General features: G+C 69.0%; 19 protein-coding genes. 10 read left to right on the forward strand and 9 right to left on the reverse strand.

Annotation, left to right across the window (positions count from 1 at the left end; genetic code table 11):
- Window position 1: 1 nt before the first annotated feature.
- The 7 genes from VHR41_03680 to larE form a co-directional block, all read right to left on the reverse strand.
- Entirely contained in the window at window positions 2–871 is an 870-nt protein-coding gene (locus VHR41_03680) for a sigma-70 family RNA polymerase sigma factor (GenBank protein ID HEX3233268.1), read from the reverse strand.
- Between the two features lie 199 nt (window positions 872–1070).
- The gene (locus tag VHR41_03685) at window positions 1071–2561 is read right to left on the reverse strand and encodes an aldehyde dehydrogenase family protein (GenBank protein HEX3233269.1); all 1491 of its coding nucleotides are present in this window, start codon (window positions 2559–2561) and stop codon (window positions 1071–1073) included.
- Between the two features lie 2 nt (window positions 2562–2563).
- Complete coding sequence (locus VHR41_03690; GenBank protein HEX3233270.1) at window positions 2564–3046, reverse strand: hypothetical protein; 483 nt, start codon at window positions 3044–3046, stop codon at window positions 2564–2566.
- Complete coding sequence (locus tag VHR41_03695; protein HEX3233271.1) at window positions 3043–4407, reverse strand: sigma-54 dependent transcriptional regulator; 1365 nt, start codon at window positions 4405–4407, stop codon at window positions 3043–3045. Before VHR41_03695 ends, VHR41_03690 begins: the two co-directional genes overlap by 4 nt.
- A complete protein-coding gene (locus tag VHR41_03700) occupies window positions 4404–5051 on the reverse strand; it encodes a hypothetical protein (protein HEX3233272.1) in 648 nt (215 codons plus the stop codon). Before VHR41_03700 ends, VHR41_03695 begins: the two co-directional genes overlap by 4 nt.
- Window positions 5051–5605, reverse strand: coding sequence for an RNA 2',3'-cyclic phosphodiesterase (gene thpR, locus VHR41_03705; protein ID HEX3233273.1), 555 nt, complete (start codon window positions 5603–5605; stop codon window positions 5051–5053). The genes VHR41_03700 and thpR overlap by 1 nt, the downstream gene beginning before the upstream one ends.
- Complete coding sequence (gene larE / locus VHR41_03710) at window positions 5605–6417, reverse strand: ATP-dependent sacrificial sulfur transferase LarE (GenBank protein HEX3233274.1); 813 nt, start codon at window positions 6415–6417, stop codon at window positions 5605–5607. Before larE ends, thpR begins: the two co-directional genes overlap by 1 nt.
- Window positions 6418–6494: 77 nt before the next feature.
- Between larE and arfB the strand changes: the two genes are divergently transcribed.
- Both arfB and VHR41_03720 read left to right on the forward strand, forming a co-directional pair.
- Window positions 6495–6932: an alternative ribosome rescue aminoacyl-tRNA hydrolase ArfB gene (gene arfB, locus VHR41_03715; GenBank protein ID HEX3233275.1), complete on the forward strand. Its 438-nt coding sequence runs from the start codon at window positions 6495–6497 to the stop codon at window positions 6930–6932.
- A 119-nt stretch (window positions 6933–7051) separates the two neighbouring features.
- Complete coding sequence (locus tag VHR41_03720; GenBank protein HEX3233276.1) at window positions 7052–8197, forward strand: DUF2911 domain-containing protein; 1146 nt, start codon at window positions 7052–7054, stop codon at window positions 8195–8197.
- Between the two features lie 86 nt (window positions 8198–8283).
- On the opposite strand, the gene VHR41_03725 is transcribed toward VHR41_03720, so the two are convergent.
- A complete protein-coding gene (locus tag VHR41_03725; protein HEX3233277.1) occupies window positions 8284–9822 on the reverse strand; it encodes a YifB family Mg chelatase-like AAA ATPase in 1539 nt (512 codons plus the stop codon).
- Window positions 9823–9965: 143 nt separating this feature from the next.
- Here VHR41_03725 and VHR41_03730 point away from each other — a divergent pair, with 143 nt between their 5' ends.
- From VHR41_03730 to VHR41_03740, 3 genes are all read left to right on the forward strand, one after another.
- Complete coding sequence (locus VHR41_03730) at window positions 9966–10415, forward strand: hypothetical protein (protein HEX3233278.1); 450 nt, start codon at window positions 9966–9968, stop codon at window positions 10413–10415.
- A gap of 230 nt (window positions 10416–10645) precedes the next feature.
- A complete protein-coding gene (locus tag VHR41_03735) occupies window positions 10646–12313 on the forward strand; it encodes a hypothetical protein (protein HEX3233279.1) in 1668 nt (555 codons plus the stop codon).
- A 488-nt stretch (window positions 12314–12801) separates the two neighbouring features.
- Complete coding sequence (locus VHR41_03740) at window positions 12802–14385, forward strand: S41 family peptidase (GenBank protein ID HEX3233280.1); 1584 nt, start codon at window positions 12802–12804, stop codon at window positions 14383–14385.
- A 7-nt stretch (window positions 14386–14392) separates the two neighbouring features.
- On the opposite strand, the gene VHR41_03745 is transcribed toward VHR41_03740, so the two are convergent.
- The gene (locus tag VHR41_03745; protein HEX3233281.1) at window positions 14393–18352 is read right to left on the reverse strand and encodes an ATP-binding protein; all 3960 of its coding nucleotides are present in this window, start codon (window positions 18350–18352) and stop codon (window positions 14393–14395) included.
- Between the two features lie 15 nt (window positions 18353–18367).
- Between VHR41_03745 and VHR41_03750 the strand changes: the two genes are divergently transcribed.
- The 5 genes from VHR41_03750 (at window position 18368) to VHR41_03770 (ending at window position 23436) form a co-directional block, all read left to right on the forward strand.
- The gene (locus VHR41_03750) at window positions 18368–19087 is read left to right on the forward strand and encodes a creatininase family protein (protein ID HEX3233282.1); all 720 of its coding nucleotides are present in this window, start codon (window positions 18368–18370) and stop codon (window positions 19085–19087) included.
- Window positions 19088–19103: 16 nt separating this feature from the next.
- Window positions 19104–19751 (forward strand): hypothetical protein, encoded by a 648-nt coding sequence (locus VHR41_03755; GenBank protein ID HEX3233283.1) that lies wholly within the window; start codon window positions 19104–19106, stop codon window positions 19749–19751.
- 113 nt (window positions 19752–19864) lie between these two features.
- Window positions 19865–21448 carry a TolC family protein gene (locus VHR41_03760; GenBank protein ID HEX3233284.1) on the forward strand — a complete coding sequence of 528 codons (1584 nt, stop codon included), beginning with the start codon at window positions 19865–19867 and terminating at the stop codon, window positions 21446–21448.
- Window positions 21449–21460: 12 nt separating this feature from the next.
- The gene (locus VHR41_03765) at window positions 21461–22741 is read left to right on the forward strand and encodes an efflux RND transporter periplasmic adaptor subunit (GenBank protein ID HEX3233285.1); all 1281 of its coding nucleotides are present in this window, start codon (window positions 21461–21463) and stop codon (window positions 22739–22741) included.
- The gene (locus VHR41_03770; GenBank protein HEX3233286.1) at window positions 22738–23436 is read left to right on the forward strand and encodes an ABC transporter ATP-binding protein; all 699 of its coding nucleotides are present in this window, start codon (window positions 22738–22740) and stop codon (window positions 23434–23436) included. Before VHR41_03765 ends, VHR41_03770 begins: the two co-directional genes overlap by 4 nt.
- Window position 23437 lies beyond the last annotated feature (1 nt).

A 23437-nucleotide genomic window follows, 5' to 3' on the forward strand; every position in this document is an offset into this window, starting at 1 on the left:
GTCAGGCGAGGAAGCTCTCCAGCGCCCGGGCGCGACTCACATGGCGGAGGCGACTCAGCGCCTTTTCCTTGATCTGGCGCACCCGCTCGCGAGTGATGCCCAGCAGGCTGCCGATCTCCTCGAGCGTCATCGGCTCGGGGCCGTCGAGGCCGAAATAGAGCCGCAGGATCTTGGCCTCCCGTTCCTTCAGGGTGGACAGCACCTCTTCAATGGACTCGGTGAGCGCGTGCTCGAAGGTTTCGGAATCGGGGCCTGGGTTCTGAGTGTCCGGCAGGTAGTCCAGCAGCTTGTTGTCTTCGCCCGGGGTGAGCGGTGCATCGAGCGAGAGGTGGTTCTGCGAGATGGAGAGCGTCTTCTGCACTTCCTCCATCGAGATGTCCATCCCCTCCGCGATCTCGGAGGGGGTCGGCTCACGGCCGAGCTCCTGGAGCAGCGCCGAGGAGCGCTTGCCGATCCGGTGGAGCGTGCCGGCCCGATTGAGCGGTACCCGCACGATCCGGCTCTGCTCGGCGAGGGCCTGCAGGATGGCCTGCCGGATCCACCACACCGCGTAGGAGATGAACTTGATGCCCTTGGTCTCGTCGAATTTATGGGCCGCGCGGATGAGGCCGAGGTTTCCCTCGTTGATCAGATCCGCGAGCGAGACCCCCTGGTTCTGATACTTCTTGGCCACCGACACGACGAACCGCAGATTGCTGCGGACCAGCTTGTCGAGGGCTTCGCCATCTCCCGTACGGATCCGCTGGGCGAGGTTGACTTCCTCCTCCTGCGGAATCAGCGGGTACTTGCTGATCTCGCGGAGGTACTGGTCCAGCGACCCCTCATCGAACGAGGGTCCCCGCTTGCCGGAACCGACCTGCATTGGACGCATGAGACTGGACCTCGAACTGAACCGGGGGATCGACTGGAAAAGCGGCGCGGCTTTTAGAGAACATCCTCAACACCACACCGAAAGAATACGCCGGAAGCTTGAGCCTGACGAACCTTACTCTCCGGCCAAGCGCCGCGCAACCGCTCCCCGCGCGCCCGCTCGAAGCGCGGGTCATTCATCACCGAGGTCGCGCGAGCTGCTACACGTCGTAGGTGTCGATCTGCGCGCGCTGCAGCCGTCCGGAGTAGTCCACGTAGCAGACCTTGGTCTCCGAGTAGAACTCGTACACCTCCCAGCCGCCCTCGCGATGCCCGTTCCCGGTGGCTTTCACGCCCCCGAACGGCAGATGCGCCTCCGCGCCGATGGTGGGCGCGTTGACGTAGGTGATGCCGTTATCGAGCTCCTGCATGGCACGGAACGCCTGGTCCACATCGTCGGTGTAGATCGAGCTGGAGAGTCCGTAGCGGACGTCGTTGTTGACCCGGACGGCCTCGTCGAACGACCCCACCCGGATGACGCTCAGCACTGGACCGAAGATCTCCTCCTGCTCCAGGCGGCTCTTGGCCCGCACCCCAGCGAAGACCGTGGGCCGGAAGAACCAGCCGCGGCCCAGGCGCCCGCCAGGGGCCTTGCCGCCGGTCACCAGCTCGGCCCCTTGCTCGCGCCCGATCTCGACGTACCGCTCCACCTTCTCCCGGGCCGCTTCGTGGATGAGCGGGCCCACATCGGTCTTGTCGGCCCGTCCGTCTCCCAGCCGCAACCCCTCGGCCGCGTCAGCCAGACGGCGGAGGAAGCGATCGTGCACCTTGCGATGCAGGATCAGACGGCTGGTGGCGGTGCAGCGTTGGCCGGTGGTGCCGAACGCGCCCCAGAGCACCCCCTCCAGCGCGAGGTCGAGATTGGCATCGTCCATCACGATCATGGCGTTCTTGCCGCCCATCTCCAGAGACAGACGCTTGTGCATCCGGCCGCAGGTCTCGCCGATGACGGCGCCGGTCTCGGTCGATCCGGTGAAGGAGATCACCGGCACATCGGGATGCTCCACCAGCGCCTTGCCCGCGGTCTCGCCCCGGCCGTGGACCAGCTGGACCACCTCCGGCGGCAGACCCGCCTCCAGCAGCAGCTCGACTAGCAGGTGCACCGTGTGGGGGACGTCCTCCGATGGCTTGATCACCACCGAGTTTCCACAGAGCAGCGCGGGAAACATCTTCCAGGTCGGAATGGCGAGGGGAAAGTTGAACGGGGTGATCAGGCCCACGACCCCGATCGGCCGGCGGTAGCTCATCGCCCACTTGGAGCGAAGCTCCGAGGGCACCACGTGACCGAAGAGCCGCCGCCCCTCGGTGGCCGCGTAGTACGCGGTATCGATGCCCTCCTGCACGTCACCCCGGGTTTCGGCGAGCACCTTCCCCATCTCCCGGGTCATCGCGCTGGCGATCGCCTCCTTGCGCTCGACGAGCAGGTCGCCCACCCGGCGCAGCACGTCGCCCCGCACCGGCGCCGGCGTGCGCGACCAGCGCGCGAACCCGCGCCGCGCCGAGCGGACCGCCGCATCCACGTCCCGGTGATCCGAATCCGGGAAGCGGCCGATCAGGTCGCTGGTCTCCGCGGGGTTGCGGTTCTCGAAGTAGGCGTCGGTGGCGGGTGCGACCCAGTCACCGGCGATGAAGTTGCGGAAGGTCTTGGCCATCGTTAAGGCGTCTTGGGTGTGGGAGCGGGAGCGGCGCTGGGCGCCTCGGAGGGACACATCCAGGTCCGGCTCTCCTTGGCGTAGCCGATCCGCGGCAGGACTTCACGCGCGGTCAGGATGCCGGCCCAGGCGAGGACCGTCAATGCGAGCAGGTGGGCAAACCCCCGGCGGTGCGCCCAGCTCGAGAGGGCGCCGAGCACCCCGACGATGATGGTGATCCCGGCCGCGCCGAGGAAGAAGAAGAGCTGCAATCCGCAGGTCTTCTCGTAGGGCCATAGCGGGAGCGCCGCCGCGAGGGCCACGGCGAGCAACACCCAGAACCAGGCGAGCGCCACCGATCGCCGGCGCGGCGCGGGCACTCCCGCCGGACTCCTCGGCGCGGCGCCAGCGGTTGGGGGTGAGCCGGCCGGGGTGGCGCCTTGCTTGGCGATGGCCTTGTCGATATTGGCCAGCTCCCGGTCCCAATCCCTTGGCGGATCGCTCATGCCGTGTCCCGTGTGATGCCGTAGCGCTCGATCTTCTTGTACAGGTTCGAGCGCGGCATCTTGAGCGCCCGCGCCGTCTCCGAGACGTTCCAGTCGTGCTCCCGGAGCTTGATGGCGAGGAAGCTCTTCTCGGCTTCCTGCCTGAACGTCTCGAAGGTCTGCTCCCCGCCGGTCTCGCCCGCGGATTGGCCTCCGTTGCCCCCCGGCAGGAGGCGATCGACGTCCGCGGGGGTGACCACCTTGCCTGGGGCCAGGATCAGCGCGCGCTCCACCGCGTTGCGCAGTTCGCGGATGTTGCCCGGCCACTGGCGTGCCTGGAGCCGCCGCACGGCGTCCTCGGCGAATGTCTTCCCCGGCACCCCGGCGCCGGCCGCCAGCTGCCCGGCGAAATGGGCCACCAGCGCCGGAATGTCCTCCACCCGATCTCTCAGTGCGGGGACCTCGATCGGGACCACGTTCAACCGGTACAGCAGATCCTCCCGGAAGCGCCCATCCGCGATCTCCACCTCGAGGTCTTTGTTGGTGGCCGCGAGCACCCGCACATCGACCTGGATCGACTTGGAGCCGCCGATCCGGGTGACCACCCCCTCCTGCAGGACTCGGAGCAGTTTGGCCTGGGCCGAGAGCGACATGTCGCCGACCTCGTCGAGGAACAGCGTGCCGCCGTCGGCCTGCTCGAACTTTCCGGCGCGATCGGCGAAGGCGCCCGTGAAGGAACCCTTCATGTGGCCGAAGAGCTCGCTCTCGATCAGCTCCGAGGGAATGGCGGCGCAGTTCACCTCGACGAAGGCGCGATCGCGGCGGGGCGAAGCCTCGTGCACCCCGCGGGCCACCAGCTCCTTGCCCGTGCCGTTGTCTCCAGTGATCAACACCCGTGCTGCGGTAGGTCCGACTTTGGCGATCAGCTCCCGCACGGCCTGCAGCCCCGGGCTCGATCCCACCATCTGATAGCGGCTCTCGGCCACCTCCCGCAGGCGGGCGTTCTCGCCCACCAGCTCGGCGTGCGCGAGCGCGTTCCGGACCGTGAGGAGAAGCCGGTCGGTGTCGAGCGGCTTCTCCAGGAAATCGAAGGCGCCACGCTGAGTGGCTTCGACCGCCGTCGCGATCGTCCCATGTCCCGAGATCATCACGATCTGGGCGCGGGAGTCAATTGCCCGAAGACGGCTCAAAGTCTCCAGGCCGTCCAGGCCGGCCATCTTCACATCGAGGAACACCAGATTGGGCCGGAACTCCGAGTAGACCGTGATGGCTTCTCCGCCCGAGGCAGTGACCCGCACCTCCAGGTCCTCGTACTCGAGGACCTGCTTCAAGGCCTGGCGGATGCCGGCCTCGTCGTCGACGATGAGCACGCGGTGGCTCATGGGCGTGTCGCTCCATACAGAGTAGCACCGCTGGGCCGAAGCCGGACGGCCCGGACGCCCGGCGGGACACGCCAGGGTACCGTGCGCTGCCGCGGATCGCCCAGCGCCCGCGAGACCAGACGCGGAACCATCGCGTCTGGCAGCGGGAAGTCTCGAATTCGGACGGAGCGGATCGCCCACTCACCGCTCCCGGGACCGAGAACCCGCAAGGGGCCCACCGCCTGTACCGGCTCGTAGGCTCGCAAGGCCACGCCGAGCGGTCCCACCAGCTCCTTCGGCAGCCGAGCGGTCCTGAGCCGGGCGTGTACCGCGACTTCCCCGTCGAGCAGTTGCACCTGCAGTGAATCGAGCTCCTTTCGAAACTCCGGTTGCAGTCCGCTGCCCATGAGGGACGCCACTTCGGAGGCAGTGAGCACGATCGAGTCGGCACGCCATCCGTTGAGCGAGTCCACCTTGGACCGCGCCGATGCCAGCGCGCGTGCACCCGGGCGCCCGCCCGAGACGCTCGGCGCCGCTGCCGCGCGATCGCCCAGGATCCGCCGGCCCTCCCGCAGGAGCCGGTCGCGGTAGAGCCAGCCGAGCGCCAGGCCCGCGATCAGGCCGAGCCAGCCGATGAGCCGGAGCGGCGCGCTGAGACAGCCCATCAGGCTCCCAGCTCGAGCGCGAGCCGGGCCTCATAGCGGGGGCCCCGGGTGGTCAGCACGCTCTCGTACAGCCCCAGCTGGCTCCCGACGAAGGGCACCCGCCGGTATACCGCCTGAAACTCGTCGAGACCGTGTGACGGACAGCGCTGGCCTTCCCGCACCCGGCCCAAGGTCACGTGGGGCTGAAACGGCGTTCCCTCCGGCGGGAAGCCGATCGCCTCACCGGCGCGCTCCAGCCGGTCCTGCAGCAGCTCGAGCGCCGGCGTCCCTTCCAGGCCGATCCACAGCACCCGGGGCCGGCTCTCGCTGGGGAAGGCACCGAGATCACCCAGCGTGAGCGACAGCGGCCCCAGATCCTGGCCGGCGATCCGCATCGCTTCCTCGATCACCTCCAGGCGCTCGGAGGCCACCTCGCCGAAGAACTTGAGGGTGAGATGGAGTCCTTCATCCTGCACCCACCGCACCGGCCACTCGGTGGCCCGGAGGCGGGCCAGCAGGGCGAGGATCTCGGTCCGGGCCGGCTCCGCCACCGGCACGGCGGCGAAGAGCCGCATTACCGCTCCGGCGCTCGGGGAGCGATGGCGAGCAGCCCGCCTCGGCGATAGCCGGCCGGGTCGAGCTCCACCGCGGCGAAGCCGAGTCCGCCGAAGAAAGTGACGACTGCGCTCCACTCCTCCCGTACCCGGGAAAGCTGTTCGGCCGAGACCTCGAGTCGAGCCCGCTCGCCGTGATGCCGGACGCGGAGATCACCGGTGACTCCCATCCCGCGCAGAAAGGCCTCGCCGGCCTCCACCTGCTGCAGGCGTGCCGGGGTGATGCGGAGTCCGTACGCCACCCGGCTGGAGAGACAGGGCGCCGACGGCGCATCCCAGGTTGGCAGTCCAAGCTCGCGGGAGGCGGCACGGATGGCGTCCTTGGTCCATCCCAGTTCGGCCAGCGGAGAGCGGATCGAGCGCTGCTCCGCTGCCCGGAGCCCGGGTCGGTGCTCCCCCAGATCATCGGCATTGGTGCCGTCGATGATCGTATTGAACCCGCGCTCCCGCGCGATCTCCCCGAGCCGGGTCCACAGCTCGGACTTGCAGAAGTAGCACCGGTCGGTCGGATTGCTGAGGTAGCGCGGGTCCGCCAGCTCGCGGGTCTCCACCTCGAGCAGCGGCACCTCGAAGTCCCGGGCGAGCTCGACGGCGGTGCGCCATTGCGCCTCCGGATAGGAGGCGCTCCGGCCGATGACGGCGAGGAAGCGCTGGAGACCGAGCGTCTGTCGTCCCACCACCGCCAGCAGCGCGGAGTCGACGCCTCCCGAATAGGCCAGCAGCACCCGCCCGAGTCCGAGCAGGTGCCGACGTAGGGGTTCCAGGGCCGTCATGGGCAGTAACGTAATGCTATCCCTAGGCAACGGAAGCGCGTTTGCGCCGGGGTCGCGGTGGCGGTTAGATAGGTGCCATGGATGACGTCAGTCACCTGATCGTGAGCCCCGCGCTCAGCCTTCCGCTGAGCGAGCTCGAGTACCGGGCGTCTCGCTCCGGCGGCCCCGGCGGGCAGCACGTAAATACGTCGTCGACACGCGTCGAGGTGTGGTGGGATGTGGCGGGATCGCCGGCGCTCAGCGAGGAGCAGCGGGCGCGGTTGCTCGGCCGTCTGTCCAGCCGGCTCGATTCGAGCGGACGCCTGCGCCTCGTCTCCAGCGGCTCCCGCAGTCAGCTCCGGAACCGCGAGGAGGTGACCGAGCGGCTGCGCGACTTGGTCGCGGCGGCACTGCGGGTGCCCAAGCCTCGCAAGCGGACCCGGCCCACCCGCGCAGCCAAGGCCGCTCGACTGGAGGCCAAGCGAAAGCGGTCCGCGATCAAGCGCGAGCGACGCCCGCCGGGTGCCGAGGAGTGAGTCCGCTGGGGGAAACTGAGCCAGGGAAGCCGTCGTACGGTCAGTACACCGCTGGTCCTCGCCCGCTTCGAGGTCGCCTCATGTTTCGCCGTGGGACTCCGCGCCGCACGACAATCGCCTTGCTAACGACGGCCCTGTGCCTGCTGCTGGCCGCCCCCCGGGCGATGCGGAGCCGCACCGACCAGGGCGGGTTCATCGTGTGCCTCGGGTCCGATACGCTGGCGGTGGAGCAGTACGCTCGCACCGACACGAAGCTCGAGAGCCAGCTGGCGCTCCGGGCGCCCTACGCTCGTCGCGTGCACTACGTCGCGGCGCTGGATTCGGCGGGTCACATCACCCGGTTCGATCTCACCATGCGACCGCTCGCCACCGGAATCGGAGCTCCGGCGCTCGGGACCATCGTCTTCAGGGGAGACACGGCCGACGTCACCGTCACCCTGGACGACAGCGTCAGGCAACAGCACATCCCCGTTCGGCCGGGCGCGGTACCGCTCTCGATGTTCTCCCACGCGCTGGTCGAGCACGCCATTCTCCAGGCCAGGCGTTCCGGATTGGACAGCGCTGCGTTCGACTGGCTGGCGCTGGGATCCCCCGAGGCTTCGGCCTCGTACGTCGTCCGCTTAGGCAAGGACTCGGTGGCAGTCGGGCTGTTCGGCCGCCCGCTCTTTGCCAAGGTCGACCGCCGCGGACGGTTGCTCGGGCTCGACGGTCGCGCCACCACTCAGAAAGTGGTGGTGGAGCGGGTGCGTGAGGTGGACGTGGGGAGCTTCGCGACCGAGTTCGCCAGGGCGGACATGGCGGGAAAACCGATGGGACAGCTCTCGCCCAGAGACACGGTGCGGGCGACGGTGGGCACGGCACACCTGCTGGTGGACTACGGCCGCCCCTGGAAGCGAGGGCGGCGGATCTTCGGGAACGTGGTGCCTTGGAATCAGGTGTGGCGCACGGGGGCCAACGCGGCGACGCAGTTCACCACCGACATGGCGCTCACCATTGGCGGTACGATTGTCCCGGCCGGCAGCTACACCCTCTGGACCGTTCCAACCCCGACCGGCGCCACCTTGATCATCAACCGGCAGACTGGCCAGTGGGGCACCGACTACGACGCTACCCGGGACCTCGCACGGGTCGAGCTCGAGCAAGACCATCTGGCAGTGCCGCTGGAGCAGTTCACCATTGCGGTCGATTCCACCGCCGGCGGCGGGGTGCTCCGGCTGGCGTGGGACAGCACCGGATTCAAGGTACCGTTGACCCCGACCCGGTGAGCTTGCCCCCAGCCGACTCCCCAGTTGTTTCTGTCAGGACGATCATACAAATTCCAGCTGACGCACCACCCCACCGGACAGGAGAGTCACGCCGCGGCCTTCCGCCGGTCCAGGCTCCGGTACTGAATGGCCTCACGGACGTGTGTGCCGGCCAGCAGGTTTGCGCCGGCCAGATCGGCGATCGTGCGTGCGATCTTGAGGATGCGGTGATACCCTCGGGCCGACAGGCCGAAACGGTGCACCGCGTCGCGCAGCAACTGCTCGATGTCGGGAGTTACGGCGCAGTGGCGGCGCAGATCGCGCGTGGTCATGTGGGCATTTGCGTCGACCCCGGGTCGGTCCCGGAAGCGCTGGCGCTGGATGCCCCGTGCCCGCTCGACCCGCTCGCGGATGATGGCGCTCGGCTCCTCCGCGCGGCACTCGACCAGGTCGGAATAGACCACGGCGGGAACCTCGAGGTGAATGTCGATCCGGTCGAGCAGCGGACCGGAGACCCGAGACCGATACCGCTCCACATCCAGCTCGGTACAGCGGCACTGCTGTCGCGGATCTCCGAAATAGCCGCAGGGACAGGGATTCATGGCGGCGGCGAGCATGAACCGCGCGGGATAGGTCAGGCTGATGGCGGCCCGGCTCAAGGTGACCACGCCATCCTCCAATGGCTGGCGGAGCACCTCCAGGACGTTTCGCCGGAACTCGGGGAGCTCGTCCAGAAAGAGCACTCCCCCGTGGGCCAGGCTGACTTCCCCCGGCCGGGGGCAGGATCCGCCGCCGATCAGGCCGGCATCGCTGATGGTGTGGTGCGGCGCGCGGAAGGGCCGTAGGGTGCAGAGGGACTGCCCCGGAGCGAGCAGACCAGCGACGCTGTGGATTTTGGTGGCCTCCAGTGCCTCGTCCAGGCTCATGCTAGGGAGAATGGTGGGAAGCCGCCGGGCCAACATGGTTTTCCCGGCGCCCGGCGGTCCGACCAGGAGCAGGTTGTGCGCGCCCGCCGCGGCCACTTCGAGCGCCCGTTTGGCGGACGCCTGGCTCCGGACGTCGGCAAAGTCGCACTCGTCGGCGTGCCGGCCAGCCATCAGCCCCGCGACGTCGATCCGGGCGGCGGCAAGAGGGCGATGACCCGTCAGGTGAGCGCAGGCATCGGTGAGGCTCCGCACCCCCCGCACCTCCAGGCCTTCGACGACGGCCGCTTCGGGGAGATTCTCCAGGGGCAGGAGCATTCCCCGGCAGCCGGCGGCGCGAGCGGCCAGTGCCATGGAGAGTGCGCCGCGGACCGGCCGGACGTCTCCCTCGAGGCCGACCTCTCCGACGACGATGTGGTCGCGAAGTCGCGCGTCGTCGAGCTGGCCGCTGGCAACGAGGAGGCCCAGGGCGATCGGCAGGTCGAGTCCGGTACCATCTTTGCGGACATCGGCCGGGGCTAGGTTCACCGTGATCCGCCGGAGCGGAAAGGCGAACCCGGCGTTGGCGAGCGCGGCACTGACTCGCTCTCGCCCTTCCCGCACCGCTCCATGGGGCAGCCCGACGGTGGAAAACGAGGGAAGCCCGTTGCTGATATCGACCTCGACCTCGACCGGCAACGCGTCGATGCCGAGCACGGCGGCGGAACGAATGCGCGCGAGCATGGCGGGACCCGGGTGAAGGCCTCGGGAAGGTAGAGCAAAACGCCACTGGGCTCGCATCACGCATCTGCCCGGCGGTACCCAGGAGCGCAGGATGGGGTGGTGCGACGCCCCGCCGCGTGGGTTCGGTCCTCAGGGAGAGATGAATGCGCAAGTTGTTCTGGACGGGGGTGTTGCTGGTCAGCGCGTGTGCCATGCCTCGGGCCGCGGGCGCTCCGCTCGCTCCGGTGGAGCGGGCCTGGGCGGTGCCCACGCTGGAGCTGTACCAGGACTGGTGGGCCAAGACCGAGGCGTGCTCCGGACGCACCGCGGACATGTCCGAGGTGTCCTTCTATGCCGTGGATGCTCCCAACGGCGCGATCGACCTCGGCGGCCCGGTGGCGCACGGGTGGTGGGTTCGCACCGGCAACCGCATCTATCTCCCCGCCAACGCCTTGGGTGAGGAATGGCTGGTGCGCCACGAGATGCTGCACGCCCTGATCAGGCGCGGGTCCCACCCTTCCCGCACGTTCGTGGAGTCCTGCCACCTGGCCTCTGCGCAGGTTTGGCGGGACTCGACCCTGATCGTCGATCCGGAGAACCCCAAGGGTCACTGACCGTTGGGGGTCGCTCAGAGCGCGGCCCCTGGATGCTTCCCGCCGATTCCCTTCCGAGACTCTTCGTTCCCTTATACGACAGGCGCCGGCCGGTACCGGCCCTATTCTATTGATATAGGCAGTTCTGGCTACTCACCCCAACTGCTCGGCGCTTGCTGACCCCTTCCCACCCCACCGGGGCGCTCGCCTCGCAGGGCCCTCCCGTGCCTCCTCCGACTGACCGCCGGAGATTGGACGAGTCCGTCGCAAGACTGCACCAGGCCGCTCCCAGCTTCGCCATGCTCCGCCTGGCCGACCGCATCCGACTCGCGACCGCCATGCGCGCCGGATATGCCCAGACGACCGCTCGCTCGGTAGAGCTGTCCTGCCAGGCCAAGCGAATCGTGCCCGGTACACCACTCGAAGGGGAAGAGTGGCTGCTCGGGCCGTGGCCGGTGTTGCGCCACCTGCGACTCCTGATCCAGGCGCTCTCCGCCTTTGGTTGCCGCAGGCAGCCGCCGCTCGGCCGCGTCGGCAGCACCGTCGACGGCCGATTGTCGGTCGAAGCCTTTCCGGGAAGCGTCCTGGACTCGCTCGTCCTCGGCGGCACCCGCGCCGAGGTCCATATGCGGGCCGCGGTGGAAGAGCCGGAGATGCGGGCGACTCGCGCGCGCTTCTACAAGGAGACACCGGGATCCGGCGGAGTCGTGCTCATCCTCAGCGGTGGCAGTGCGGCCGCGCTCCCCTGCCATGATCTCCTGATCAAGCTGTTCAATGAGGGGAAGGTCTGTCTGCTCAAGATGCACCCGGTGAACGCTTATCTAGGCCCGCTCCTGGAGCACGCATTTGCCGCGGCGATCGAGCAGGACTTTCTGCGGATCGTGTATGGAGGCCACGACGAGGGAACCTACCTGGCTCAACACCCGGGAGTGGACGAGATCCACCTGACCGGCTTCTCCGCCACCCACACTGCGCTGCACTGGGGTGGGAATTCCCGGGAGCGGAGGCGCAGGGTCGACGACACACCCGCACCGGGCAAGCCGATCACCGCCCAGCTCGGCAATGTGAGTCCGGTGCTCATCGTGCCGGGGCCGTACCTCGACCGGCAGCTCGCCGCCCATGCGGAATGGCTCGCCGGCGCCATGGTCCAGAATGCCGGGTGCAACCGGACGACTCCGCGGCTGATCGTCACGGCACTCGGCTGGCCGCAGCGCGCGGCCTTCCTCCGTTACCTGGAGGACGCCTTGAGCCGCGCCCCGTTGCGGATCCCGTTCTATCCCGGCGCCCTCGAGCGATGGGAGCGCCTGACGGAGAATCACCCCAACGGCCGATGCGTCGGTAAGCCGGTCGCCGGGGCGCTCCCGTGGACGCTGATCCCCGGCCTCGACGCCGCGGACCGCCGCGAGCCGCTGTTCTCGACCGAGGCGTTCTGTCCCATCGTGGGGGAAACCTCCGTTGGCGGTCGCGATCCCCTGGAATACCTGCATCATGCCGTCGGGTTCGTAAACGAGCGGGTGTGGGGGACCCTCTCCGCCTCCCTGATCGTTCACCCCCGCACGCTGGCCGACCACGAGCTCGGGGCGGCCGTCGAGCGCGCCGTCGCCCAGCTCCGGTATGGCGCGGTCGGGATCAACGCCTGGCCTGCCCTCCTTTCGGCGCTCGTGGCCCCACCCTGGGGCGCCCACCCGAGCTCGAGCGCGGGCGACGTACAGAGTGGTCGCGGCTGGATCCACAACACCGCTATGCTCGAGGATGTCGAAAAGACGGTGTTACGCCGGTCCTTCTCCATCCACCCTCGGCCGCACTTCGCGCCGGGCCACCGCTCGGCCCACCTCGTCGGCCGCCGCCTGGCGGACATCGAACGAGGCGCCGGCTGGGCCGGGCTCCCTGGCGTGATCAGGGCCAGGCTTCGGGCCTGAGCCGCTCCGGTTATCCGAGTTGCTCTTGAGGACCTGACACGGGGCCTGACGCTCGACGCGCTGGGCTTCCTCGAGGTGGATTGGCAGGCGCTGGACTTCCCCCTGCATCGCGTGCGACCCTCCCACGGCCTCGCACATCCTCCAGCGCGAGGTGGAGACCGCAAATCGATGAAGCCATCTTCGGATGGCTCTCCAGCGCGAACGAACAGGGATAGCCGCAGACGAGTTGCAGGATATCGTTCAGCACTGCACGCAGGCCGACTCGTCGACCACCCGGAAGCACGGCGGCACTGGACTGGACCTGGCCATCGGCGGTCAGTCCCTGGCCGATGCCCTGTCCCGCTGGCTGCCTCGGCCGGGGGGCATATGACGGCTACCGGCGGCCTCCCTTTTGCTGCATCTTTCCTTCAGAGGCTTCATCCCGCCGTCTCTCCTCCGTCGAGGTTGCATCCGGCAGACCTTCTCGCATTGTGCGGGAGCCATGGGCCATGATGAAATCGTTCCCTCGAGCTCGCTGGGTTGCGCTGACGTCCATCGTCGCTCTGTCATTCGCGAGCGGCGGCTGGCTGCTTCGGCCCCGACCGTCCGCGGAGGGTGGGGTGTACCAGCAGGCCCGCCTGTTCGAGGACGTCGTCGCGACGATTCACCGACACTACGTCGACTCGCTGGGCGAGGGTGACCTCTACCAGCGCGCTTCCGATGCGCTGGTGAAGTCACTGAACGATCCGTACGCCGAGTTGCTGGTGAAGGACGGCTACCGGGAGTATCAGCGGCAGATGACCGGCACCGAAGTGGACCTCGGACTGGAGAAGACGCCGACCGAGTCGGGTATCAGCGGCTATGGCAGCTTTGGAGCCATCGCCCCAGGCGATCAGGTGCTGAGCATCAACGGCAAGAGTACCAAGGGCTGGTCGGTGCGGAAGCTGGACGAGGAGCTTCGGAGCGGTACCGGGCCCACGGTGACGCTGGTGGTGCTGCCCAAAGGCGCGCGCCGGGCGGTTGTCCGGCGGCTCACTCGCACGGAGGTGCACGTTCCCGCGGCCTCCGAGGGGATGATCCTCCAGGGGAACATCGGGTATGTCGTGCTCCGGCGGATGAGCGACGGGGCCACCGACGAGCTGCGGCAGGCGGTGGACCACCTGGTAGCCGAGGGCATCACCGGCCTGGTGCTCGATCTGCGGTCCAACCCGGGAGGGCTCATCCGAGAAGGCGTCGGCGTGGCCAGCCTGTTCCTCCATCCGCGCGATACGGTCGCCACGTCGCTCGGCCGCTCCTCCGGCCAGATGAAGACCTACCTGGCCGGACGCTCGGGCGAGTGGAACGGCCTCCGGCTGGTCGTCCTGGTCAACCGGGGCACTGCGAGCTCCGCCGAGCTGGTGGCCGGCGCGCTGCAGGACCACGATCGGGCCGTACTCACCGGCACCCCGACCTTCGGCAAAGGCGTGCTGCAGACCACCTACCCGCTGGCCGATGAGGTCGCGCTCAAGCTCACCACGGCGCGCTGGTTCACCCCCAGCGGCCGAAGCGTGCAGCGCCCGAGAGCCGATACGGCCGGCGGCGTCGGCAACCGCACACCGGCGCTCCAGCCTCGGATCTTCCGTTCCGACGCGGGGCGGCCGGTGCAGGACGCCAGCGGCGTGCTGCCCGACCTGCTGGTGCGCTCCATCCCCCGCTCGGACGGCGAGCGCATCCTGATCGGAATCCTGGGCGATGACCTCGACCACTTCCGCGACGTGATGGTGGGATATGCGGCCGAGCTGCGGGCCGCCAGGAGCGTGAGCAACGAATCGTTCGCGGTCACCCCGGAGATGCGGGAAGGCCTGTTCCAGCGGCTGCAGGAGGCTGGGGTTCGGCTCGACCGGGAGAGCTTCGATCAGGCTCGCGGGTACGTGGACGAGCAGCTCGGATTTGAAATCGCGCGCGAGCTCTTCGGCTCCGATTCAATGCTGCGCCGGCAGGCCAAGACCGATCGCCAGGTCCAGGCGGCGCTTCAGATCCTGCGCGCCTCCCGCACCCAGCAGGACGCCCTGGCGATGGCCACCGCGGCTCAGCTCACGGGCCGCTTCCGCTGAGAGCAGGTCAGACCGGCAGGCGGACCAGAATGGTGGTCCCCTGCCCCACCTCGCTGTCCACCTCGATCTCTCCCCCCCAACTCTCCACCAGCCGGCGCACGATCGCGAGCCCCAGGCCGGAGCCGCTGGTGGTGGTGGAGAATCGCGGCTCGAAGATCCGCGGCAGGAGGTCGGGTGGGATGCCACTGCCGTCATCGGCCACCCGAATCCGTCCAGGCCCCACGGCGATTTCCACCACGGCCGCACCGGCATTCCTGGCATTCTCCAGCAGATTTACCACCACCTCCTTCACCTCGTCGCTGCGCGCCGCTCCGGTCGATCCGGGCTCCGCGGTGAGCCGGATCTCGCAACCATCCTCCGACAAGCGATAGAGCTGGACCACCTCCGCGACCGCGACGCCGAGATCGATGCGCTCGAGGGGCTGCTGGTCTTCGGCCGGCGCCGCGAAGCGGCTGAAGGCGCGGGCGATGGTATCCAGACGGTCGATCTCGCTGAGCATCCGCTCCGCGGTCTCTTCCAGCGTGCGGTCGAAGTCGGTGCGACGGTCCCGGTAGACCCGCCGGAGGTGCTGGAGCCCCAGTCGCATCGGGGTGAGAGGGTTCTTGATCTCGTGGGCGACCTGGCGCGCCATCTCTCCCCAGGCGAGCACGCGCTGTGCCCGGGAGACATCGGTCACGTCATTGAGCGCGATCACCACCCCGCGCACCTCCGGTCCGAGGGCCGCGAGCTGCAGGGTGAGGCGCCGGCCTCCGACCTCGAGCTCGGTCGAGGCCTGAGCCGTCGGATTGTCCAGGAACCAGCGGACCTCGGCGGCCAGGATGATCCACTCGGGTGAGAGACACTCCAGAAAGGGCTGGCCCTCCTCCAGCCGCGCTCCGAGCAGATCCACCGCGCGCGGATTGGCGAGGAGCACCCGGCCCTCCGGGTCGAGTCCCACGACTCCGGTGGCGACCGTGGCCAGCACCGCGTCGGTCCGCCGCCGGGCCTGCTCCAGTGCCTGCTGGCTGGACCGAATGTCCTCCGCCATCCGCTCGAACGCGCCGAACACCGGCTCGAACTCGAGCGGCGGGTGCTCCGAATGGGGCGGCATGACCAGGCCGCGTCCCAGGGCGAGCGCCGAACGCCGCAGCTCGGCGACGGGTCGGGACAGTGCACGCGAGGCGCGCTGCGCTCCAGCCAAGGCAGCGGCGATGCCGGCCAGTGTCGCGAGCAGCAGCACCAATGCGAGGTCCAGCTGGCGTCCAGCCAGGGAGCTGTCATCCGCCGGCTGGGGAGTGGCGAGAACGCCGATCTCGCTCGGTCCCCCCGGTTGAATCACTCGGTATCCCACGCGCTCGGCCAGCTGAGGCAGCGAGCCGTCGCGAGCCACCTCCGACTCGCCGTGCAGCGCGAGGGACTGAAACGCGACCGGGTCCATGAGCTGCGGCAGGACGCCGAGATCCTCCAGCACCGGCGCGCTCGCGCCCTCAAGCCGGCCCCCCTGGTATAGCGCGAGATCGGCATCGATGCGGCGGCTGAGCTCCTCCAGCCGGTCCTCGACGATGGGGCCGCCGCCGCGCACGGCCCCGCCGGCCGTCAGTACGGCGTCACGCAGGGTCTGGGTGATGAGCAGGTCCCGGCTGCGCTGCACCTCCTCCGCCAGCCGCAGGAAGCTCCAGCCGGCAAACCCGATGACCGGCAGCAGGAAGAACGCGGCCAGCGTCGCGGCCAGTCGGATGCGGAAGGATCGCGCCAGGCTGTGCCAGTGAAAGCGCGGCGGGCGGGCACCCGAGATCAACTCTCCCACGAACCAGAGCAGCGCGAGCGTTCCCGCGTCGAGCAGCACCACTAGCACGCCGCGTACGAACAGCGGCAGCTGACCCCGCAGGTCGATTCGTGCGTGGACGATGCGCACGCCATCCGGCAGCATCAGCGGGTACTCGTTGCGGAGCGACCATCCTTCCCGCCGCCAGTGCGGGCGCGGTGGGCGAGTGGACGAATCCAGCGGCGGAGAGAGGGTCAGGCGATACAGCGGAATCCGGTGCGCCGACGGGTCCAGCAGCCGGCCGACACGGCCGCGCTGGACGAGCTCGGACCGCGGTCCGATGGCGGTCGTCATCACCACGCTGGGCGCGACCCGGACGGCCAGCACGTAGTGCACTCCCGGCACCCGTACTACCTGCCCGACCATCATGGAGTCGCCTGGCGCCAGACCGCGTACCAGTCCGGAGAGCAGGGATGGTGGAAGGTCGAGCGAATCGAGCGTCAGCTCGTCGAGGAGCGCACCCCTGGAAGACCAGAGCGCCAGGTGAGTCGGATAGCGCTGGTCGGCGAGGGGCGAGCCGTGCCAGAGCGCGTACATCTCCGATGCCGTGGCCGGCGCCGCCGCCCGCCGCGCCTGCTCCCCGAAGCCTTCCAGCAGCGGCACCGCGAGCGGATCCGCCTCGGCACCGAGCCGGGTGACATCGCGCTGGGCCACCTGCACCTGCCCCGCGAGCTCCGCGCCCCAGGTGACCAGAGCAGCCGAGCTGCCGGCCACCAGCGCGATGCCGCTGATCGCGGCCCACCGGGGCGCCGGAAGGGTGACCAGGAGCAGCGCCGGCGTCCAGAGAAAGGTGTACCAGTCGGGCCAGCCGCCCCGGGGACTCCATACCAGCACGCCGATGATAGTGGCCGCCAGCGCGATGGCCACACCGATCGCGATCCGCCACGACGTGCGACGGTCCGGCTCCGGGCCCCGGAAGAGGGCCGCGGCCGGGACGATGAGCGCAGAGACTGAGACCAGCAGGGCGAGCTGCCAGGTGAGCCAGAGGCCAACCGATACACCCTCGGCCGGCGGGGTGATCCCGCGACCGAGGCTGCTGATGAGATAGGGTGCCGCCAGCAGCAGCGCCCCGCCGAGCGCCAAACCATACCAGCGATGGGGAAAGCGCTTTCGCCAGAGCCACACGCCGGCGAAGGTGAGGAGGATGCCGGCCACCGCCAACGCTCCGGCCGAGCCGGACAGCGGTCCCAGGAGCGGCCGAAAGAAGGTGGCGGGGGAAAAGAGTGGCTGCAGTCCGAGTGCCGGACCGATCGGCGCGCGCCCGGCCAGCAAGAGCGGCAACGAGAGCAGGGCGATCCGCTCGCTCGGTCGGGCTGCGAGGCTCAAGGCCAGCCCGAGCATGGCGAGGAGCAGCCAGGCGATGGATCGGCTCCCCCGCTCGAACACCAGCTCCTTGGCGGTGCCCTGCTCCGGCGGCACGGGCAGCACGCTGAACAGAAGGCGCGGACCGGCGGTGGTGGGCTCCTGATAGTCGAACACGTCCGCGTTGTCGGGAGCCTTCCCCGGCGGGTACACCATGAGCCCCACCTCGGTGCGCTCGCGGAAGAGCTCGGCCAGGCTGCGGCCGCGATCCGGGGCGGCCGGGTGGGCCCAGATGAGAATCGCCGCCACGGCGGTCCGGCCGCGGGCGCCGTGGCGCCGAGCCTCGAGCTCCACGTAATATCCAGTCGCCCGCGAGCCGATGGAGTCTCCTTCGCTCCTGGGCGGCAATCGATGGCGGCCGGCCCAGGCGTAAGGCGTTCCCAGCGAATCGAGCACCACCACGCTCATCTCCGGCCCGCTGGATGGCACCAATCGCCCGAGCACCCGGAAGGCGCCCTCCCGGTCGTCCGGGCTGGTGGCCGCCGCTGCCTCCGCCAGGCGCTCGGCCCGGTGGAAGGCCGCGTGGAGATCGCCCTCCAGGCGGCGGGAGGCGGCGTCCACCCGCCGCTCCCGCTCCGCGGACCAGCGAAACTCGATAGCGGACAGCCGCCACTGGGCCAACCCCATCTCCAGCACGAGGGCGAGGAGCGCTATGGCCAGTCCGCGCCGCCGCCAGCCGCCCAGCGGTGCGAGCACCGCGAGTCCGGCCAGCAGCACCACCGAGGTAACGACCACCCAGACCGGCGATGGATGCCGCAACCATTCCGCGGCGCCGGCGCCGGCCCCCAGGACGACCACCACCCACCAGCGTCCCCCATGACTCAATCGACACACCCCTGGCGGATCAAGGAAATGACGCCCGACGCGGTACGGGAGCGCCTGCAGGAGCGGCCGACCCTTCTGGTCGCGGTCGGGACCACTGAGCAGCACGGTCCCCATCTCCCGCTCGGATGCGACACGCTCATCGTGGAGCGTCTGGCCGACGACATCTCGGCCAGCTTCGGCGTTCCACGGGCACCGACGGTGGAATACGGCGTCCACACGCCATCGCGTGATTTCCCTGGGGGCGCCGCGCTCAGGCGGCGCACGTTGCACCGTGTCATGAACGAACTTATCGAGTCCTGGGAAGCAGGGGCAGGCGTCCGGGAGTTCGTCATTCTTACGGCGCAAGCGAGCGACGCCCACCTGGAGGCGTTGAGCACCATTCGGACCGATGAGGCCACGGTCCAGGTCATGGATGTCTTCAGCCTCGATTTCGGCTCGCTGCTGGAGCACCCGGGCGCCCCAATACAGGGGGGAGAGCTGGATACCTCCCTGATGCTCTACCTGGCCCCCGAACTGGTCCGGATGGATCAGGCGCAGGACTTCGCGCTGACACCGAAGGTGATCGCCCGGTACCGGCCCGGCCACAGCCGCCACCTGCCCTCCGGCTCGCCCGGCTCGGTCGGCTATCCCAGCCTCGCCTCAGCACAAAAAGGCGAACTCCTATATAGATTTATCCTCGATCGGATCCGCAGCTGTCTGACCGGGCCCTGACGCGAGCGGAGTGAGGATGCGCGGCGCCGCGCCTTACCTTGTCCTGATGCTCCACGTCCTCCCGGCGGCGGCACAGCAGCCGCCGGAGACCAAGCTGGTCATCCAGCAGGGCGGCCGGGAGATCGGTCGGGAGGAGTTCAGTCTGCGGCAGAGCCGCGGCCGCGGGCTGCCGGGAAGCACGATCAGCGCGACCGCCAAATATCCGGCGACCGCACCCACCACCCAGCTCGCAGCCACCCTGGAGCGAACCCCCGAACCGGCGCTGGCCAAATTCCAGCTCGACGTCGAGAGTGCGGGGGCCGTGACGGTCATCCTTGCGGCCGGCTCGGGGGCTCGGCTGATCGTCCGCACCGTGGCCAAGGGATCGGAGTCCGGGCGGGAGTTGCCGGGAGGACCCGATGTCGTGCTGCTCGACGACTCGGTGTACTCCCTGTATATCGTGGTGGCGGACCTCGCCACGCCGGCCGGAAGACCGCTGACCGCGATCTTCCCTCGGACCGGGCGGCGGGTCAGCTTCACGGCGCGGCGCGAGCCGGGAGGCAACGGTGGGGCGAAGGTCACTCTCACCGGCGATCTTTCCGGCACGCTGCTGACCGATGCGCAGGGCGGGCTTCAGCGGCTCGAGCTGCCAGGGCAAGGGATTCTGGTTACCAGGGCCGAATAGCTCCCTCCTCGCAACATCCACATGTTCGTCGGGCCTTCGTCGCAACCTGAAACCTTGCCGGTGAGGGTCCCGTATTGGCCCCGGTCACGTCCACACCACAAAGGGCACCATCAATGAATCGCTGGTTCGGCCTCATCGCGCTGCTTGGCATCGTCCCCGAGTTTGCGTCCGCCCAGGACACCACTGCTGCCGCCCGGGACACGACTATCGCGCGGGACACGACGGTCGCCCGGGACACGACGGTCGCCGCCCGACCCGCTTCGGCCGTGACGCTCTCGCTGACGGAAGCGTTGACCCAGGCGCAAGCCCACAGTCCCACCTACCGACAGACGCTCAATGATGCGGGCCCCGCCAAGTGGGGAGTGCGGAACGCCTACGGCAATCTGCTTCCCTCCTTCAACGTGTCGTCCGACCTGGGGTACATCGGCACCGGGCAGACCAATATCGGTGGCGGCCTGATCCAGCCGACCTCTGCCTTCCTCACCTCGGGATACAACCTCGGGCTGCAATGGCAGCTCGATGGACGGCGGCTCTCTGGTCCTGGGCAGCAGAAGGCGCTGCAGCGGGCCACGGAGGAGGACATCAGTGGTGCGGGGATCACCCTCCGGGCCGAGATCACGACCCAGTACCTGAACGCGCTGCAGGCCGCGGCCCAGGTGGACGTCGCACGGCAGCAGGTGATCCGCAATGAGGATTTTCTGCGGCTCGCGAAGGCGCGGTACCAGGTGGGCCAGGCCACCCTCCTCGATGTCCGCCAGGCCGAGGTCACCAAGGGCCAGTCGGACGTGGCGCTCCTGCGGGCGGTCCAGGCCGATAACGAGGCCAAGCTGGACCTGCTCCGGCGCATGGGAGTCGAGTCGCCGGTATCGATCGAGCAGATCGTCCTCAGCGACTCCTTCCCGGTGACCGAGCCGACCTTCCGGCTGGATAGCATGCTGGCGCTGGCGGAGCAACAGAATCCGAGTCTCCGATCGCTTAGAGCCCGGCGCTCCGCCGCCACCTGGGACGTCCGAGCGGCCAAATCGGACTTTCTGCCGACCCTCTCGGTGCAGGCCGGCTGGAGCGGCTTCACCCAGCAGTTCACCAATGAGGACTTTCTGGTGAACCAGACCCTGGGCGACGCGCAGCGGATGGCGGCGGACTGCCAGTACAACAATTCGGTCCGCTCCGCGCTCGGGCTCGGGGGCGTGGTCCCCAACTGCTTCACCTCGGTCGGCCTCAACAGCGCGGGCACGGGGTTGCTCGATCCGGTGAGCCAGCAAATCCGAGATGCCAACAACGTGTTCCCCTTCCATTACACCGGCCAGCCATTCCAGGCCAACCTGCGGATCTCGCTGCCGATCTTCACCGGCTTCAGCCGCTCGCTCCGTTTGTCCCAGGCTCGGGCGCAGGAAGACGATGCCGATGAGGACGTGCGGGCGCGCCGGCTCCAGGTCCGCAGCGACGTGCACGCCCGGATGCTCGGCCTGGAGACGTCCTACAAGGCGATCGCCGTTCAGGCGGCCAATCGCGAGGCCGCGCGGGATCAGCTCCGACTGGCGCAGGATCGCTACCGGCTAGGGGCCGGCACCTCCCTCGAGGTGTCCGACGCCCAGAACGCGGTGCAGCGTGCGGAAGGCGACTACGTGAACGCCGTCTACGATTACCACAAAGCCGTCGCGGCGCTGGAAGCCGCGGTTGGCCGTCCCCTTCGCTAACGAGGAATGCACATGTCGCGCGGGATGAAGCTGGGTCTTCTGGTCGTGGTCGTCGCGCTGGCGTCCGGCGGAGGCGTGGCCTACCGCATCAGGCAGAAGAAGAATGCCGGGACCGAGGTCCGCGTGGCGCAGGTCGGCCGGCGCGATCTGGTCAGCGCGGTCACCGCCAGCGGGACGATCGAGGCCAAGACCTCGGTCGACATCAGCGCCGACATCACCGGCCGGATCATCCGCATTGCGGTCCGGGAGGGTGATCTGGTCACCAAGGGCCAGTTCATCCTCCAGATCGATCCCGCGCAGTACCAGGCCGCCGTGTCCCGGGCCCAAGGGCTGGTAGGCTCGACCGAGGCGACCCTGGCGCAGACCAAGGCCAACCTGGACCAGTCCGAGCGGGCCTGGAACCGGGCCCGCCAGCTGACCCAACTGGGCCCCAATCTCATTACCGCCGAAGCCGCGGAGCAGGCGCAGACGTCCTATCAGGTGGCGCAGGCGAATTACGAGGCGAGCCGGGCGCAGGTGGCGCAATCGCGGGCGAGTCTGCAGGAGGCCCGGGACAACCTGAGCAAGACCCGCCTGGTCTCTCCCATCTCCGGCCGGGTGGTCCGTCTCGCGGTGGAGGAGGGGGAGGTGGCCGTGCCGGGTACCTTCTCCCGGGAGACCGGCCTGCTGATGACCATCGCCGATCTATCGGTCATCCTGGCCAAGGTCCAGGTAGACGAGACCGATATCGTCCGGCTCAAGCCGAACGATTCGGTCCAGGTAACCATCGACGCCTACCCGGACACCACGTTCGTCGGGCGGGTCACCCAGGTGAGCCATAGCGCGCGCCTCACCCCGACCCAGACGGCCTCCGGATCGAACGATCGCGCCGTCGACTTCGACGTGGAGGTGACGCTGGACAATCCGCCGAGGGACATCCGGCCGGACTTGAGCTGCACGGCGCGGATCGTCACCGACACCCGGCTCCACGCGCTCAGCATTCCGATCATCGCGCTCACGGTGCGGGGCCACGAGCGGGTGCCCAACGAAAACGATTCGGTGCCGGGGATGGACACCTCGCGGGTGCGGGACCGGTCGAAGGAGGTCGAAGGTGTCTTCGTCGTGCGGAATGGGCTCGCGACCTTCCGCCCGGTGAAGGTGGGTATCGCCGGGGACGAGTACTTCGAGGTGATCGACGGACTCCGCGAGGGCGAGACCATCGTCGGAGGCACCTACCAGGCGATCCGTGACCTCAAGGACGGTCGCCGGGTCCGCGCCGCCGACACCACCAGCAAGGCCACGGCCCAGTCATGAGCCCGCTCATCCGGATCCTGAATCTCACCCGGGAGTACCAGATGGGCGACGAGCGGATTCTCGCCCTCCGCGGGGTGACGTTGGATATCGTCCGCAACGAGTACCTCGCCATCATGGGCCCTTCCGGCTCGGGCAAGTCCACCATGATGAACCTGCTCGGCTGCCTCGATACGCCGAGTGGCGGCGAATACTGGCTCAATGGTCAGGAGGTCTCCCGGCTTTCCGATGACGAGCTCGCCCGCGTGCGGAACCGAGAGATCGGCTTCGTGTTCCAGACCTTCAACCTGCTGCCGCGGGCCACGGCGTTGCACAACGTCGAGCTCCCGCTGGTCTATTCCGGCGTCCGGGGGCGCGAGCGCCGGGCGCGTGCCGCGGCGGCCCTGGAGCGGGTGGGGCTGGGCCACCGGATGGCGCACCGGCCCAACGAGCTCTCCGGAGGCCAGCGCCAGCGGGTGGCGATCGCCCGCGCGCTGGTGAACCAGCCGTCGATCCTCCTGGCGGACGAGCCGACCGGCAACCTGGACAGCGTCACCAGCGAAGAGATCATGAGGGTGTTCGCCGACCTCCACGCGGCGGGCCAGACGGTGATCATGGTGACCCACGAGCCCGATATCGCGGCGCACGCGGAGCGGGTGGTGGTGCTGCGTGACGGCGCCGTCGAGACCGACCGTCTCACCCGGGGCGCCGCGGCCTAGG

The organism is Gemmatimonadales bacterium, assembly GCA_036265815.1.
Classification (GTDB): Bacteria; Gemmatimonadota; Gemmatimonadetes; order Gemmatimonadales; family GWC2-71-9; genus CAVVWJ01.